Origin of the sequence: Gemmata obscuriglobus (assembly GCF_008065095.1) — a bacterium.
Taxonomy (GTDB): Bacteria; Planctomycetota; Planctomycetia; order Gemmatales; family Gemmataceae; genus Gemmata; species Gemmata obscuriglobus.
This window is the reverse complement of sequence record NZ_CP042911.1, coordinates 5,756,720-5,772,200: the sequence shown is the minus strand read 5'-3', so window position 1 is coordinate 5,772,200 and position 15,481 is coordinate 5,756,720. Positions and strand designations below refer to the sequence as shown.

13 protein-coding genes are annotated in these 15,481 nt (G+C 65.6%); 6 read left to right on the top strand and 7 right to left on the bottom strand.

Annotated elements, in window-relative coordinates; genetic code table 11:
• Positions 1-70: 70 nt before the first annotated feature.
• The 5 genes from GobsT_RS24170 to ilvD form a co-directional block, all read right to left on the bottom strand.
• Positions 71-1,636, bottom strand: coding sequence for a hypothetical protein (locus GobsT_RS24170; protein ID WP_010041078.1), 1,566 nt, complete (start codon positions 1,634-1,636; stop codon positions 71-73).
• A gap of 155 nt (positions 1,637-1,791) precedes the next feature.
• A complete protein-coding gene (locus tag GobsT_RS24165; protein ID WP_010041079.1) occupies positions 1,792-4,635 on the bottom strand; it encodes a M16 family metallopeptidase in 2,844 nt (947 codons plus the stop codon).
• Positions 4,636-4,696: 61 nt separating this feature from the next.
• Positions 4,697-5,281, bottom strand: coding sequence for a nucleotidyltransferase family protein (locus GobsT_RS24160; protein ID WP_029600940.1), 585 nt, complete (start codon positions 5,279-5,281; stop codon positions 4,697-4,699).
• A 32-nt stretch (positions 5,282-5,313) separates the two neighbouring features.
• The gene (locus tag GobsT_RS24155; protein WP_162542135.1) at positions 5,314-5,670 is read right to left on the bottom strand and encodes a hypothetical protein; all 357 of its coding nucleotides are present in this window, start codon (positions 5,668-5,670) and stop codon (positions 5,314-5,316) included.
• Between the two features lie 46 nt (positions 5,671-5,716).
• Positions 5,717-7,399, bottom strand: a complete 1,683-nt coding sequence (gene ilvD, locus GobsT_RS24150) for a dihydroxy-acid dehydratase (RefSeq protein ID WP_010041083.1) — start codon at positions 7,397-7,399, stop codon at positions 5,717-5,719.
• A 258-nt stretch (positions 7,400-7,657) separates the two neighbouring features.
• Between ilvD and GobsT_RS24145 the strand changes: the two genes are divergently transcribed.
• The 3 genes from GobsT_RS24145 (at position 7,658) to GobsT_RS24135 (ending at position 8,772) form a co-directional block, all read left to right on the top strand.
• A complete protein-coding gene (locus GobsT_RS24145; protein ID WP_010041086.1) occupies positions 7,658-7,858 on the top strand; it encodes a Flp family type IVb pilin in 201 nt (66 codons plus the stop codon).
• 183 nt (positions 7,859-8,041) lie between these two features.
• Positions 8,042-8,242, top strand: a complete 201-nt coding sequence (locus GobsT_RS24140; RefSeq protein WP_010041086.1) for a Flp family type IVb pilin — start codon at positions 8,042-8,044, stop codon at positions 8,240-8,242.
• A gap of 329 nt (positions 8,243-8,571) precedes the next feature.
• Positions 8,572-8,772 carry a Flp family type IVb pilin gene (locus tag GobsT_RS24135; RefSeq protein ID WP_010041086.1) on the top strand — a complete coding sequence of 67 codons (201 nt, stop codon included), beginning with the start codon at positions 8,572-8,574 and terminating at the stop codon, positions 8,770-8,772.
• Between the two features lie 107 nt (positions 8,773-8,879).
• On the opposite strand, the gene GobsT_RS24130 is transcribed toward GobsT_RS24135, so the two are convergent.
• Both GobsT_RS24130 and GobsT_RS24125 read right to left on the bottom strand, forming a co-directional pair.
• On the bottom strand, positions 8,880-9,410 hold the full coding sequence (locus GobsT_RS24130; RefSeq protein ID WP_148087853.1) for a TlpA family protein disulfide reductase: 531 nt from the start codon (positions 9,408-9,410) through the stop codon (positions 8,880-8,882).
• A gap of 29 nt (positions 9,411-9,439) precedes the next feature.
• The gene (locus GobsT_RS24125) at positions 9,440-9,958 is read right to left on the bottom strand and encodes a TlpA family protein disulfide reductase (protein ID WP_010039408.1); all 519 of its coding nucleotides are present in this window, start codon (positions 9,956-9,958) and stop codon (positions 9,440-9,442) included.
• Between the two features lie 181 nt (positions 9,959-10,139).
• Between GobsT_RS24125 and lepA the strand changes: the two genes are divergently transcribed.
• The 3 genes from lepA (at position 10,140) to GobsT_RS24110 (ending at position 15,473) form a co-directional block, all read left to right on the top strand.
• Positions 10,140-11,942 carry a translation elongation factor 4 gene (lepA, locus tag GobsT_RS24120; protein WP_010039410.1) on the top strand — a complete coding sequence of 601 codons (1,803 nt, stop codon included), beginning with the start codon at positions 10,140-10,142 and terminating at the stop codon, positions 11,940-11,942.
• 64 nt (positions 11,943-12,006) lie between these two features.
• Complete coding sequence (locus tag GobsT_RS24115) at positions 12,007-13,554, top strand: S26 family signal peptidase (RefSeq protein WP_010039412.1); 1,548 nt, start codon at positions 12,007-12,009, stop codon at positions 13,552-13,554.
• Between the two features lie 92 nt (positions 13,555-13,646).
• On the top strand, positions 13,647-15,473 hold the full coding sequence (locus tag GobsT_RS24110; RefSeq protein WP_010039414.1) for a S26 family signal peptidase: 1,827 nt from the start codon (positions 13,647-13,649) through the stop codon (positions 15,471-15,473).
• Positions 15,474-15,481 lie beyond the last annotated feature (8 nt).

Genomic DNA, 15,481 nt, shown 5'->3' with positions numbered 1-15,481 from the left:
CACGCCGGCGGTCGGGTCGCACGATCTGGGCAAGCAGAAACGCTGCTCGAACACGCCGCAATCGTCAAAATCAGCCCTGTTCCCCAAAGCCGCGAACCGGAATACGAATCCGCTGCCCCTGCGGGGCGGTCGCGTCAGGTGAGGCACCGGCGGGCTTTTTGGGCCTCGCTTCGAGTACCACCACCGCGTCCCGAAACGCGCCGAACTGTGCCGACGGTGGGATCGTGATTCTCAGGTCGTAGTACCCCTGCCCGCCGCGATCGGCCTTCGGCGTCAGTTGGTACTTGAACGCCCGCGGCCTGCTCTCGTCTTCGACCACGGTCAGTTCCAACCCGGTGGACTCGGTGACCAGTTCCGGTACGTGGACCGTGCCCATCCGGCCCTTGAAGGTCGGCACCTCGATCTCGGTTTTCCCGTTCGCGAGCCACACCGCGCCCTTCACCATCGCGTTCACTTTCACGGCCGCGGTCGCGCTGCCCGAGCTGATGTAAATGGTGCGGTCGAGCGCGCCGAGCGGGATGCGAGCCCCGTCGACCTGCGGACGCACCGCCACGGTCACCCGGTAGGCGGCCTTCACTTTCGTCAACTGTCCCGCCTTCGCGGTCTCCTGCACCACCTCGAACAGATCCGCGTCCGGAACGCGGACCACCTTCGTCACAGCGACGAACGGTCCGGCGTCGGTGCCTGGGGTGGCTTGTACGGTACACACCGGCGGCAGGAGGTCGTCGAACTCGGACTTGGGGCCGCGTGTCGCCGAGTACAGTACAAATGTGTACTCGCGGTCGCCGGTGAGTTGGTTAATCTCCCCGACATCGATTGTCGGGCGGGAGACCGCACAAGCCTCGGACGCGGCGAACATGATCCCGAACAGGTGCGCGCCGACCTGGTTGGTACCCTCGACTTTGGTCGCGAACTGGGCCGAAAGCGGCACTTTCGGGTCCTTCGATACCGTGAACGTGAGTTCGAGAATCCCCCACTGCGCGGTCCACTTGTCCGGGTTCGCCGGCGCCGCGGGCACCTTGTACGTCGCGTTCGGGTCGTCGCGATACTTGTGCGTCGTCCATTCCAGCTTGTCGAACTCTACTGCCGGTTCGAGCAACCCGACCCCGAACGCGTTGAACGTGCCGATCGGCAGTGACGCCAGAGCGGTGCGCTGGAGGTACGTTTTCGTCACTTCGGGCGGGATTGCGGCCAGCCGGCCGCCGCTGCACGCCGTGCAACTGATCCCCTTCAACTGTAAGAGAACCGGGTTCGGGTTGCGGTTCTCGAACCAGAACGCGGCCCGGCGCAGGGTCTCCGAACTCGGCTCATAGAACCCCGCGAACACCCGGTCTTGAAGGGAATAATCGTCCCCTTTGATCGCCGACGGGGCCAAGTTCGGGAGGTGCCGGTACTTCAACTCGGACGACGGCGGGTCCCACGTGCGCTCGCTGTTGAAGAAACGTAGAGGCGGCTCGGAGTTGCTCGCCGTGGCGCCATCTCCGCCGCTCTTCGTCTCTTCTTGCGGTTTCGTGGTGTACATCGAGAACAGGGTCGCGCCGAAGATCACCGCCATGAGCGCTACGAGCGGCACGGCGACCTTTAGCGCCGACTTCAGCCCGCCGGACGCGGGGGGTGGGGTGGCTCCCGAACTCATGTGTCGCGGCTCCGCGGAAACTTCGAGTCGTTAAACATTGTACGCGAACGGAACACAAACGGTTCTCCTCCGGGGGAGCACGGGGCCGGCGCCCCGCATCACCGGAGGAGAACCGTTTGTGGCAATGGTGCGAGGGGCCGATGGGGCCCTCGCGTTTACTTCTTCTCTTTCTCCAGCGGCTTACCGTCTTTATCGATCGCGCCAACGGCCACCAGCACCAGCGTTTTCGGGTCGAGGTGCTTTTTCGCCATCGCCTGCACGTCAGCCGGGGTGACCGCCGCCACCTCCTTGCGGTACTTCTCCAGGTAGTCGAAGCCCAGGCCGTACCGTTCCGCGGCGAGCAGTTCGCCCGCGACGCCCGACAGCGTTGTGAACTTGAAGGGCAGGCTGCCAAGCAGGTACTTCTTCGCGTCTTCGACCTCTTGATTGGTCGGGACCTCGTCGCGGAGCTTGTTCACCTCCTTGAAGAACCCGAACTTCACGTCCAGAAACTTGTTCGGGAACGTCCCCACGAACCCGGTGAACGTGCCCGGCTGCTTCCCGGCCGTGGTCGTGATGGTCGCGTTGACGGTGTAGGCCAGGCCGAGCCGGTCGCGCAGGTTCGACGACAGCCGGTCGGTGAACCCCGGCCCGGTGCCGAGCACGTTGTCCATCACGAGCAACTTGTAATAGTCGGGGTGGTCGCGGGTGATCCCGAGCCGCCCGATGTAGACGTGAACCTGTGACGCGTTCTTGTCGGACACGATCTGTTCGCCACTTTTCGGCTCCGGCGGGGGCGCCACCTCCGGCTGACTCAGTTCCGACTTCTTCCAAGAACTCGTGAGCGCCTCGAGCTTCTTGACCATCTCATCCGTCTTGAAGTCCCCGACAACGGCCACGGTCGCGAAGTTGGGTGCGAACGCGAGCTTGTGGAACGCCTTCACATCGGCGGCGGTGAGCTTCTCGACGATTTCCTTCTTCCCGAGAGCCGGCCGGCCGCTGGGGTGGTTTCCGTAAACCGTAGCGTTGAAAAGCCGACCCGCCCGCGTGCGCGGCTGGGTTTCGGCGTCGGCGATTGAGGAAAGTTGCTGCTCGCGCATCCGCTCGAGCGCGTCCTCCGGGAAGGTCGGCGCTTGGAGACACTCGAACAGTAACCCCAACCCCAGGTCGGTATCCGGAGTGAGTACCTTCAAGGTACCGCCGCTCGACGAAAGCGAGAGGCTCCCACCGGTGCCCTCAATGAGGGCCGAAATCTCCTTGCCGGTGTGCTTCGCGGTGCCCTCTTCGAGCAGGTTACCCATCAGCGTGGCGACCCCGAGCTTCTCCAGCGGTTCGCGCAGCCGCACGTTCGCAACTTCCGCCGCCGCAACAACGACCGGTAGTCGGTGATCTTCGAGCAGAACGACGGTGAGGCCGTTCGGAAGAACGACCTTCTTGGCGGCGTTCAGCGAGAACCCGCTCGTACCGGCCTCTGCCGACTTCGGTGCGGCGTGCGACGCGCGAAACGCGACGTGCGAAGGCGCCCGCGGAAGGGCTCGCGCCTGTTCGGTCTTTGTTCCGAATTCCGGGTTCTGCATGCCGCCTTTCTGAGGCGGGGCCGCCGGCACACTCCAGACGATCGCCGACGTGTTGCGCACGAGGTACTGCTTCGCGACCTTCTGAATGTCCTCCTTCGTGACCTTCGCAACGCGGTCGAGGTAGTTCTTGAAGAACTTTGCCACGTCCTCACCGCCGGGGTAGGTGCTGGTCCGTGCGACCGCATCACACAGGCTGTGGACGCTCTCGCGTGCGAAGATGAACGACGCCAGGATCTTGCGCCGGGCGCGGTTCAGCTCTGCATCGCTCACCGGCTCAGCCGCGAGCTTGTCGAGTTCCGCGAACGCGAGTTCTTCGGCCTTCTTGCGGTCCTTCCCCTGAAGCAACTCAACGTTGACCGCGAACCAGCCGGGGTAGCGGCCGGCGTAGTTGCCCGCGCTTACCTCGGACGCGATCCGCTCGTCCTCCACCATTTTCCGGTACAGCCGCGAGGTCTTCCCGCCCGCAAGGATCTCCTGCACCACATCCAGAACCGGGTCTTCGGGTGTGCCGACCTGAACCGTGTTGAACCCGACCATCATGCGCGGCACGTCGAACTTCGACTCGAATTCCTTACGAACCGGTTCCTTACGCTCGGGGTAGAAGGTCGCCTTCTTGCGGGGCGGCAGTTCGGTCTTGGCGATCGGCCCGAACAGCTTCTTGATCTTCTCCAGGGCCGCGTCGGGGTCGAACCCGCCGGCAACGATCAGTGACGCGTTGTTCGGATGATACCACTTGTCGTAGTGCCGCTTGATGACCTCCGCGGTGGCCCCGCGCACGTGCTCGCGCTGCCCGATGACGGGGTGGGAGTACGGCGACTCCTTGGGCCACAGGAGCGGCAGGATCGCCTTGTATTCCAGGTCCCATGGATTGTCCTCGCCGCCCTCCAGTTCCGAGACGACCGCGCCTTTCTCCTGCTCGAACTCGTGTTTGGCGTCGATGAGCGTGTTGCGCATCCGGTCGGCTTCGATCTCCAGCGCGATCTCCCACCGGTCGGCGGCGAAATCGAAGTGGTAGACCGTCATATCCTCGGACGTGTAAGCGTTGTTGCGCCCGCCGCTGCGCTGGGTGGCGCGGTCGATGTCGCCCGGGACCAGTTTTGCGGTACCCTTGAACAGCAGGTGTTCGAGGTAGTGCGACAGCCCGGTCTGGTCCTTCTCCTCGTCCGCGGCGCCGACTCGGTACGCCACCATCGTCGTCACGACCGGCGCCCCCTTCACCGGGAGCAGGTAAACGCGCAACCCGTTCTCAAGGGTGACCAGTTTGAGGTCGGCGAACATCCCTTGCGCGGTCTTCACGAGTTCGGCGTCGGACGTGGCGTCCGCGGCGCGTGCCGCCACTGGCTGTTCGGGCGGGTTCGCCGCGGGTTCGCCGCGGGTTGGTGCGATGGGAACCAGGAGCGATAAAGCAAGAAGGGGTGGCAAACCGAGCGCGAACCGCGACATGGTGAAGTCCTTCCTGGCCGGTGAAACGTCCCGGCCAGTGTATCGCGCGGTCGCGACCGAGTCAGCCGTCGGGGGTGTCAAGAAGGTGCTGGAGCCTGGCCCCGAGTTCGGGCGGAAACCGACTGACCCAGGTCGCGTCGATCAGCCCGACTTCGATGAAGTCGCGAATGTGGGTGCGGTCCTTATCGCGGTTGGCATTCAGCTTCATCCGCACAAGCGCGGTCAGCGCGGCAACGCGGAACGAGCCGCCCGGTTCGCTCTCATCCACGTCCGGCGCCGGGGTGATGTGGTCGTGGCGCACCTTCTCGGCCGCGAAGACGATGTGGATCGCGTCGCGAGCCTTAGCGTTCGGCCCGTCGAGAAACATGTCGATACTGGCCGCATGTCGGTACACGAACCCGACGGCTTCCAGTGCCGCCTTCGCGGCGTCGAAATCGGTGCGGCGGAGAAGCACGTCCACGTCGCGGGTGTTGCGAACGGCCGCTTGATCCACGCGGCCGACCCATTCTGCAACGGCGTTACCGCCGACGACGGCGTAAGGCACGCTTGCGCCGTCGAGCGCCCCGACGGCGCGGCGCAACCGATCGCGGACCTGTTCCACGGCGAGAACCGTCCTTTCCCAACCGGACTGTACTGGGGCAGACATCGCGGCCCCTTTCAATGTTCCGTAAAGCGAGGTTACAGTGCCTCCCAACCCACAGTAGTGTCCAGCCGATCAAACCAGAAGTCCTCGACGACCCGCAGCAAACGTTGTTCGTCGAGCAGGTAGGATCGTGGCAAGGTGGTGAACACTCCACCGCACACGACCGTCACACCTCCGTCCGGTTGGTGCAGATCCGGAAGCGGCTGAAACTGAAAACCGTCGGCCCGCTCGTAAAGCACAAAAAAGAGGCAGTCGGAGCCGTCGATCATGAGAGAAGAACCGTTCATCGCGACAACAGAAATGCCGGCGAACCGTCGAGCGCGGCTTTGAGTCGTCCTGAACACGTTGAGGAAAAGCTCCCACGTCGGGTTCGGGACGACCGTGCCACGCAACCGGTTCCCTTCGTCGTACTCGTTGATCGCGAGTGAGTAGGGCATATCACCCGGTCCCGGCGCCTTCGCTGGCAGAGCGGGCCAGCTTCGCGTACTTCGCCAACACCCCGCCCGTCACCCGCAGCGCCGGCGCCTTCCACTGATCCTTCCGCGCTTGCAGTTCCGCGTCAGGAATGTTGAGCGTGAGGGTCTTGGCGTCGCCGTCGATGGTGATCGAGTCGCCGTCGTGGATGAGTGCGATCGGGCCACCCACCCAGGCCTCGGGCGCGACGTGTCCGACCACCAGCCCGTGCGTACCACCACTAAACCGGCCGTCGGTGATGAGCCCCACCGTCTCGCCCAGCCCCTGGCCCATTAGCGCGCCGGTGATGCTCAGCATCTCGCGCATCCCGGGACCGCCGACCGGCCCCTCACCGCGGATCACGACCACATCGCCCGCGACGATCTTCCGCGCCTGGATGGCGGCGAAACACGCCTCCTCGCCGTCGAACACCTTGGCCGGGCCGGTGATGCTGCGTTGCTTCAGGCCTGCCACCTTCGCGACCGCTCCTTCGGGCGCCAAGTTGCCCTTCAGCACCACGTGAATCCCGTGGCTGAAGAGCGGCTCCTCGAACCGCTTTACCACTTTCTGCGGCTTCTCGAACACGCTGGGCACGTCTTTGAGGTTCTCCGCGAGCGTCTGGCCGGTCACGGTGATGCAGTCGCCGTGCAGGAAGCCGTTGTCCAGCAATGCCTTCAGCACCGCGGGCGTGCCGCCCACGCGGTACAGGTCAAACATCACGTACTTGCCGCCCGGCTTCAGGTCCGCGAGGTGCGGCGTCTTCGCGCTGATGCGGTCGAAGTCCTCGAGCGTCCACTCGACGCCCGCCTCACGCGCGATCGCCATCAGGTGCAGCACCGCGTTCGTACTGCCGCCCAGAGCCAACACGAATGTGTAGGCGTTTTCCAGGCTCTTGCGGGTGATGATGTCGCGCGGGCGGATGTTCTTCTCGACGCACCGCAACACCGCCTTACCGGCCAGGAACGACTCGCGGTCCTTCGCGGCGGTCACCGCCGGGTTGCTCGCCCCGTAAGGCAGCGACAGGCCCATCGCTTCGATCGCGCTGGACATCGTGTTGGCGGTATACATGCCGCCGCACGAGCCGTGACCCGGGCAACTCTCGCACTCCACCTTGTGGAGCGCCTTTTGGTCGATCTTGCCCGCCTGGAACTGACCAACGGCCTCGAAAATCGAGACGATGTCGAGGTCCTCGCCGTGCGCCCCGACGCCCGGCATGATGCTGCCGCCGTAGACGAACACGCTCGGGATGTTGAGCCGGGCCATCGCCATGACGCAGCCGGGCATGTTCTTGTCGCACCCGCCGAACGCGACCAGCCCGTCGTGGTTCATCGCCCCGCACACGGTCTCGATGGCGTCCGCGATCACCTCGCGGCTCACCAGCGAGTACCGCATCCCGCGGTGCCCCATGCTGATCCCGTCGGACACGGTCGGCGCGCCGAACGTCTGGGGGACGCCGCCGGCGGCGCGCACCCCCTCGCGCCCCTTCTCCGCGAGCCGGTTCAGGTGCGCGTTGCACGGGGTAATGTCGCTGAACAGCGACGCGACCCCGATCACCGGCCGGTCGAAGTCCTCGTCGGTGAACCCGACCGCCCGGAGCATCGCGCGGTTCGGCGCGCGGCCCTGGCCGCCGGTGGTGATCAGGCTGGTACGGGTGGGACCATCAGACATCGCAGAGACCTCGCAGTCGTCACAAGTGGAGAGGCGGAACGAACCGACACAACCGTTTCAAACTGTTATCCGGAACCGGCACGCACCGGCCACGCGGGGGAGGGGAGTTTTTCGCACCGCGCGAATATCTCGGATTGTGCCGGAAAACTCGCTCCGACCGTTTGCACCGCCTGCTCGCATGAACTAGTTGTTGGCTGTCTCTCGCCCATGGAGCGGCGAGACCCAGCCGAATAGACGCCCCAACCGCAGGAGAGTCTGATGCGCAGCTTGACCAAGAGCCTGGTGAATTTCCTGAAGGCCGAAGACGGCCCGACCGCCGTGGAGTACGCGGTGATGCTGGCCCTGATCGTGGTGGTGTGCATCGCCGCCATCACCACCCTGGGCTCCAACGCGAACAGCACGTTCAGCTTCGTCGGCTCGTCCATCAAGCCGCCGACCGGTGGCGCCGCCGCCAGCTAAGTGCACGAGCGGTGACCGAAAATCCGACTGGCGTCGGACCGCATAAGTAGAAAAAACGAAGAGCCGTACAGCATCACCCGAACGCGATTCTAAGAACCTTCTGTCCGGGCAACGTGCCCGCACAACACGCGACCTTTCGGACAAGACCCGGGGCGCGAGACGCCCCAACCACAGGAGAGCCTGATGCGCAGCCTGACCAAGAGCTTGGTGAACTTCCTGAAGGCCGAAGACGGGCCGACCGCCGTGGAGTACGCGGTGATGCTGGCCCTGATCGTGGTGGTGTGCATCGCCGCCATCACCACCCTGGGCTCCAACGCGAACAGCACGTTCAGCTTCGTCGGCTCGTCCATCAAGCCGCCGACCGGTGGCGCCGCCGCCAGCTAAGTGGCCTGCGGGAACTTTAGCGAGCCGACCCCGTCACCGAAAGTGGCGGGGTCGGCTCGTTTTAAGCGCTCGGACCGACAACACACTCATTCGCCAAACGTGGCGCCGGCTTTTTCGGCAGAATGCCCCGGCACGATCGCACAATTCGGCAAAACCGACCAGCGTTCACCGGTACATGCCCTAAATCTCAGGTGTCAACCCGCAAGGTAAAAGGTGAGCCGTCCCAGCTCGCCCCGAGCCGCGGAAACCGGCGACCGCGTCGGGCGCAACAACCGCCCCCGCGCACCGGTCTCACACCCTCCAATTGGGCACCGTTGAAAGGGCACCAGATGCGCAGCCTGACCAAGAGCTTGGTGAACTTCCTGAAGGCCGAAGACGGGCCGACCGCCGTGGAGTACGCGGTGATGCTGGCCCTGATCGTGGTGGTGTGCATCGCCGCCATCACCACCCTGGGCTCCAACGCGAACAGCACGTTCAGCTTCGTCGGCTCGTCCATCAAGCCGCCGACCGGTGGCGCCGCCGCCAGCTAAGTGCTGAGCCAAAGTTGAAACGAGCCGGCCCTCGTCACTCCGGTGACGAGGGCCGGCTCGTTGTAAGCCTCCGGATCGCGGACGGCTAACTCGAGTCCACTGTGCGACTACTTCGCGAGCTCGGTTTCGATGAGCTTGTCGAGTTCCGCGTCCGTGAGTTCTTTCTCTTCGCTCGTCCACACCCGCTTACCGTCCTTGCCGAACAGCACCTGGAACGGGATGCCGCCGTCCAGTCCGAACCGCTTGCTCACCTGCTCCTCGTCGGCTTGGTAACCCAGCAGCACAAAATTGGGGAACGCCGCGCCCTTCTCCTTTAAGAACTTGAGCACGGCGTCCTTGTCGTACTTGTCTTCCTTGCCCTTCGGGTCCATGCTCACGCTCACGCACACGAGCCCCTTGTCCTTGTACTTCTTGTGGGTGTCGACGAAGTGCGGGAACTTTTTCATGCACGGCCCGCACCATGTGGCCCAGAAGTCCACCAGCACCACCTTCTTCTGTTCGGCCACGGCTTTCGCGAGCGCGTCAACCTTTGCCTCGGTGACGGTCACGTTCTTGCCGGGTTCGTCCGCGGCCCGGTTCGCGCCCGCCCCGAGTGCGGCTGCAGACAGGATGCCGGCGCAGATCCAGGTTCGATACATGTTCTGCTCCTTGTAAAACGGAATTCGGGTCACTTCGCCAGCTCGCGCTCGATCAGCGTGTCGAGTTCGTCGTCGCTCAGCTCGCGCTGCTCACTGTCCCACACGCGTTTTCCGGCCTTATCGAACATCGCCATGTGCGGAACGCCGCCGTTCAGCCCTGACCACTGTTTGAGCCGCTCGTCGTTCTTGTCGGTGGCAACGAAGTTCGGGAACGGGACCCTTTTGGACCGGAGGAAGCTCTGGATGTGTGCCAGCTTGTAGTCGAGCTTGTCCCACCCGCCAACCCTATCGAGGCACACGCTCACGCACACGAGCCCCCGGTCGGCGTACTTGTTGTGGGTGTCCACGAGGTGCGGGAACCGGGCGCGGCACGGCCCGCACCACGTGGCCCAGAAGTCCACCAGCACCACCTTACCCGTGCGCTCTTTCACAGCCGCAGCGATCTCAGCGGTGGCGGCCTCGGTCAGGTCGACCGGAGGGGCGTCCTCGGGCTGGCACCCTGTGACGGCCGCGAGCGCCAGCAGAACCACGATACCGAGCGTGCGCATGAAAGTGTCCCCGTGGGCCGCGGGCGGAACGGCGTTCTGGAATGTTACCCGCTGGACGCGCAGACGGGCGGTCCGAGTTGTCTATTCAGTGCCGGCGAGTGCTGCTAGGATATTGGGAGTACGCACCGAGCGGCCCCGCCCGAGGCGGGACCGCGCACCTTGCCCCGAGCGCTGCAGAATAATGCCGACGCCGACCGCGATCATCCGCAACTTCTGCATCATCGCACACATCGACCACGGCAAGAGCACGCTGGCCGACCAGTTCCTGCTTAAAACCGGGGCGGTGTCTGAGCGCGACATCAAGGCCCAGACCCTCGACAGTATGGACCTGGAGCGGGAGCGCGGGATCACCATCCGCATGCACCCGGTCACGGTCTACTACGAGCTGAACGGCACGAAGTACGAGCTGAACCTGATCGACACGCCGGGGCACGTCGACTTCAACTACGAGGTGTCGCGCTCGCTCGCCGCGTGCGAGGGGGCGATCCTGCTCGCCGATGCGTTCCAAGGTGTGCAGGCGCAGACCGTCGCGAACGCGTTCCTCGCGATCGACGCGAACCTGAAAATCATTCCGACGCTGAACAAGATCGACCTCCCGCACGCGCGCCCGGACTTCGTCATCGGCGAGATGGAGCAGGCGCTGATGGTCGACCCCGACGAGGTCATGCGCGTCAGCGGCAAAACCGGCGTCGGCGTCGAGGACCTGCTCGCGGCGGTGATCGACCGCGTCCCCCCGCCCGCGGGTTCCCCCGCCGCGCCGCTCAAAGCGCTCATCTACAACAGCCACTTCGACACGTACAAAGGGGTGGTCGTTTACATCCGCATGATGGACGGCGTGCTGAAGCCGGGCCAGCGCATCAAGCTCATGCGCACCGGGCGCGAGTACGTCATCACAGAGATGGGGCAGTTCCGTCCAGAGCCGACCAAGGTCGACGAGCTGTCCGCCGGGCAGGTCGGGTTCTTCACCGCCAACATCAAGAACATCGAATACGTCAACATCGGCGACACCGTGACGGACGCGGTCGCCCCCACGGCGGAACCGATGGCGGGGTACAAAGAGCCGAAGCCGATGGTGTACTCGGGCCTGTTCCCGGTCAACAACAACGAGTTCGAGGACCTGCGTGAGGCGCTCGGCAAGCTGAAGCTCAACGACAGCTCCTTCACGTTCCAGCCGGAGGTGTCGGACGGGCTCGGGTTCGGCTTCCGGTGCGGGTTCCTCGGGATGCTGCACCGCGAGATCATCCAGCAGCGGCTGGAGCGCGACAGCGAGCTGAACCTCGTGCAGACCGCCCCGAACGTGACGTTCGAGATCAAGAAGCGGGACGGCGAGGTGATCACCGTCCACGGGCCGCAGGAGGTGCCCGACGCGGGGCTGATCGAGGAGTTCCGCGAGCCCATCGTGCGCATCAGCTTCCTGATCCCGGCCGGGAACATCGGCGACCTGATGGGCATGTGTACGGAGCGCCGCGGCACCTTCGTCCGCACCGAGTACCTGAGCCAGCAGCGCGTCATCCTCGTGTACGAGATGCCGCTCGCGGAAGTCATTTACGACCTGTACGACAAGCTCAAGTCGGTGACGCACGGGTACGGCACGATGGACTACGAGGTGCTCGGGTTCCGCCCGGCGGACCTCGTGAAGCTCGACATCCTCGTCCACGGGCAGAAGGTGGACGCGCTGTCGGTGATCGTCCACCGGACGTCTGCCGAGCGGCGGGGCCGGCAGGTGCTGAAAAAGCTCCGCGAGGAGATCGACCGGCACCTGTTCGAGGTCGCGCTGCAGGCGGCCATCGGGGCGCGCGTGGTGGCCCGCGAGAACATCGCGGCGATGCGCAAGAACGTGACCGCGAAGTGCTACGGCGGGGACATCACCCGCAAGCGCAAGTTGTGGGCCAAGCAGGCCGAGGGCAAAAAGCGGATGAAGCAGATCGGGCAGGTCGAGGTGCCGCAAGAGGCGTTCCTCGCGGTATTAGAATCGGACGACTGACGTTTGGTGTCTTCGGCGGACCGGGAGCGGGTCACCCTTTCGGCAGTTTCCAACGGCGCTCCTAATGACCGACACGCCGACACCCGCTACGAACCCGGGCGACCCCGACGGGGCGGCGCCCACGCCACGCGCGGAACACAAAGAGCCGACCGCCGAACTCCCGCCGCCCACCAAGAACGTGTCCCCGTTCCGCGCGGGGCTGGTGGTGATGGCCGCGTTCGTCGGGCTGTTTCTCGTCGTTCGCACTGCGGCGCTTGAGCCGTTCGGCGTCCCGACCGGCAGCATGTCGCCGGCGCTCAGCGGGCACCACCGCGACGGCTTCTGCCCGCGGTGCGGCGCGACGGCGCGCGTCGGGCGCCCCAGTTCCGGCAGCGAAACCGAACACTTCCTCAAGGTGCTCTGCTGGAACTGCGAGCAGACGCTCTCGCTGGCCGCGGCCCGCGAGTTGAGCGGCGACCGGCTCCTGGTGGACAAGAACGTCTACGACCTGCGCGCGCCGCGGCGCTGGGAGATGGTCGTTTTCCGGTGCCCGAACCCGAAGCGGTCGGAGTTCGGCAAACCCTACGTCAAGCGCCTCGTGGGGCTACCCGGTGAGGTGATCACCATCCGCGACGGCGACGTGTACGCCAACGACGTGCTGGTACGCAAGGGACTGGCCGAACTCCGGGAGACTCTCGTTCCGGTGTTCGACATGAACTTCGCGCCCAAGCCCGACGGGTGGAGCGCGCGGTGGCTGGTCGAACCGGGCGACCCGCGGCTTCCGCACGGCGCCAGCGCGGCGAGCGGCCCCGTAATCGAGGACGGGGCGCTGGTCCTCGACGCTTCCGACGGCCCGCAAGCGGTCGCCGCGGTGCGGTATCGGCACTGGAACCTGGACGCGCGCGACTCCGAGCCGGTGCGCGTGTGGAACGCGTACAACGGATACCCCATCCGCCGCGACCGCGAGCCGGCCGCGCACGACTTCTACCTCACGTGCGAGGTCGAGGTCGCCGCCGCGGTCGGCGCGCCCGGGGACGCGGCGTTCGAGTGCCGGCTCTCCGACGGCGCCGATGTCGTAACGGCGGAGCTCGGCGTCGGCGCCCGCGGGGCGGGGCAGGCTCGGCTCGTTCAGGAGGGCCGCGGCGGGTTGGGCATTGCGGGCGGTGTCTCGCTCACCCCCGGCAACAAGCACCGGCTCGAGTTCGCCTTCGTTGACCGCCGGGTCACCCTTGCGCTCGACGGGCGGATGGTCATTCCCCCGGCAGATCTGGACCCCGTTGGGAAGCCCCGATCGCCGGAGTCGCGTCCCGTCCGCCGGATCGCCGCGCGGGGGTGCAAGGTGATCGTTCGCGACCTGAAGCTGAGCCGTGACATCCACTACACGACCACCGACGAGCGCGACCACGGGAGCCGGCCGGCGCGGCTGGGCCGGCACGAGTATTTCGTACTCGGCGACAACACCCAGAGTTCCGAAGACAGCCGGAAATGGCCCAACCCGGGCGTGCCGGAGGACGCGTTCATCGGTAAACCATTCCTGATTCACCAACCGCTCCGGCTGAGTCGGGTGTCGGTCGGCGGGCGTGATCACGTGTTCCAGTCGCTCGACTGGTCCCGCCTCCGGTGGCTGCACTGACAGGCTCCCCAACCGCGGGCCACCGCGCAGAAATTGACCGCCCGCGCCAGCGAATACCGAACGACGCTCGCTCTGCTCGTACCGAGGCCCGCATGCCAACCGCGACCGCCGATCCCGCCAAGACCGCCGAAGACGAGAAGAAAAAGGCGCACCGCGATCCGGCCCGTGAGGTCGTCGAGACGATCGTATTCGTCGTCGTTCTGGTTCTCTTGCTGAAGCTGTTCATCACCGAAGCGTTTGTCATCCCCACCGGGTCGATGGCTGAAACGCTTTACGGCTATCAGAAGATTATACCCTGTCCGAAGTGCGGCCACACGTTCCCGCTCAACTCGCATAGCGAGGTCGAGGGAGACGCGCCGGACAACCCGCTACAGAACCGAAAGCTCGTGCGGCTCACGCATTACGTGTGCCCCAACTGCCGGCACCGGGGGCAAATCGATGACCTCCCGGAGTGGCCGCGTAACAACAGCGGTGACCGGGTGCTGGTGCTGAAACCGCTCTACCACCTCCGTGAACCCGAACGTGGCGACGTGGTGGTGTTCAAGTACCCGGAGGCGCCGCAGACGCAGCAGACGGCCCAGAACTACATCAAGCGGATGATGGGCTCCGGAGGGGAAACCTTGGCCGTCCACCGCGGCGACCTGTATGTCACGTCGTCGTTGTCGTACCCCGTCCCGGACGCGCCGAAACTGGACTGGTGGCAGCCCCGGTTCCGGCACCGGAACAGCCCGCAGGCGGTCGCGCGGTTCGAGGCGTCGCGGAACGCCGGCTTCCCCCCCCACATTGACGGCGGCTTCCGGATCGTGCGGAAAGAGGAAGGGCAGTTGCTCGCGGACCGCCGAATCGTCTGGGACAACGACCGACAGCCGGAGGACATCGCACAACTGGCCCGACCGCGGTGGCACGCGCCGGAGCGGCCCGAGGCGTGGACCACCGACGCGCCGACTGCCCCACGCGCGTTCGCTCACAAGGGCGACAGCTTGGACTGGCTCCGGTACCGGCACTCCCGCACCGAGTGGCGGGTCGGGGAGCGCGGCCGGGGTGTGGACGATGACGACGCCAGGCACCTCCGGGGCGAGTGGCCGACCGACAAGGCCAAGGTCACCGACCGGCTCATCGACAACTTCCTGGGTTACAACGTCAGCCGCCCCACCGAGTCCGACGAGCAACTCTGGGTCGGCGACCTGATCTTGGAGTGCGAGGCCGAGTTGGCGCCCGGTGCCGAGGTCTCCCTGGAACTGTCGCGCGGAATGGACCGGTTCCGCGCCACCTTCGGCAACGGGAAGGTCACACTCACGCGGTCCGGTGGCCAGAACGCCGAGCTGAGCGCTCGGCCTTGCGCGGTGACCGCCGGGACGCACCGGCTCCGGTTCGCCAACGTGGACGCCCGGCTCTGGGTGTGGGTGGATGGTCAGCGGATCGACTTCGGCGGCGCCGCCGATTACGAGCGCACGCCGCTCAAGGAGACCGATTACGACGAGTTCGACACCAACAGAGAGGGGTGGATTAGGGCCAACGACGTGGAGGCGCCGGCCGGGATCGGTGCGAAAGGCGGGGCCACAGTCCGGCACATCACCCTGCACCGCGACATTTACTACACCTGGAACCGCGATCAGAGCTCCAAGTACGCGGACCCGGACGCCAGCCCGCTGCCGCTCAGCCTGCGGTCGCCCGCGGGTTCCGGTCCGTCGCCCAACTACAACGAGGGCGACATCTACTATGTGCAGCCCGGGCACTACTTCTGCATGGGCGACAACAGCGCGGCCAGTTCCGACAGCCGCTCCTGGGGGACCGTCCCCGACCGACTCATGTTGGGAAAGGCGGTGTTCGTGTTCTTCCCGTTGTACCTCGACTGGAAGCTCGGCTGGCCGCCGGTCCGACCGACCCCGGGAAAGAACCGCGTCGGGTTCATCAAGTAATCGCCCGC

Excerpts from the sequence above, each read along its gene's own strand:
- GobsT_RS24130 (WP_148087853.1), bottom strand. The coding sequence starts at position 9,410 with ATGTATCGAACCTGGATCTGCGCCGGCATCCTGTCTGCAGCCGCACTC.
- GobsT_RS24160 (WP_029600940.1), bottom strand. The coding sequence starts at position 5,281 with ATGTCTGCCCCAGTACAGTCCGGTTGGGAAAGGACGGTTCTCGCCGTG.
- ilvD (WP_010041083.1), bottom strand. The coding sequence starts at position 7,399 with ATGTCTGATGGTCCCACCCGTACCAGCCTGATCACCACCGGCGGCCAG.
- GobsT_RS24110 (WP_010039414.1), top strand. The coding sequence starts at position 13,647 with ATGCCAACCGCGACCGCCGATCCCGCCAAGACCGCCGAAGACGAGAAG.
- GobsT_RS24170 (WP_010041078.1), bottom strand. The coding sequence starts at position 1,636 with ATGAGTTCGGGAGCCACCCCACCCCCCGCGTCCGGCGGGCTGAAGTCG.
- lepA (WP_010039410.1), top strand. The coding sequence starts at position 10,140 with ATGCCGACGCCGACCGCGATCATCCGCAACTTCTGCATCATCGCACAC.
- GobsT_RS24125 (WP_010039408.1), bottom strand. The coding sequence starts at position 9,958 with ATGCGCACGCTCGGTATCGTGGTTCTGCTGGCGCTCGCGGCCGTCACA.
- GobsT_RS24165 (WP_010041079.1), bottom strand. The coding sequence starts at position 4,635 with ATGTCGCGGTTCGCGCTCGGTTTGCCACCCCTTCTTGCTTTATCGCTC.
- GobsT_RS24140 (WP_010041086.1), top strand. The coding sequence starts at position 8,042 with ATGCGCAGCCTGACCAAGAGCTTGGTGAACTTCCTGAAGGCCGAAGAC.
- GobsT_RS24145 (WP_010041086.1), top strand. The coding sequence starts at position 7,658 with ATGCGCAGCTTGACCAAGAGCCTGGTGAATTTCCTGAAGGCCGAAGAC.
- GobsT_RS24135 (WP_010041086.1), top strand. The coding sequence starts at position 8,572 with ATGCGCAGCCTGACCAAGAGCTTGGTGAACTTCCTGAAGGCCGAAGAC.
- GobsT_RS24115 (WP_010039412.1), top strand. The coding sequence starts at position 12,007 with ATGACCGACACGCCGACACCCGCTACGAACCCGGGCGACCCCGACGGG.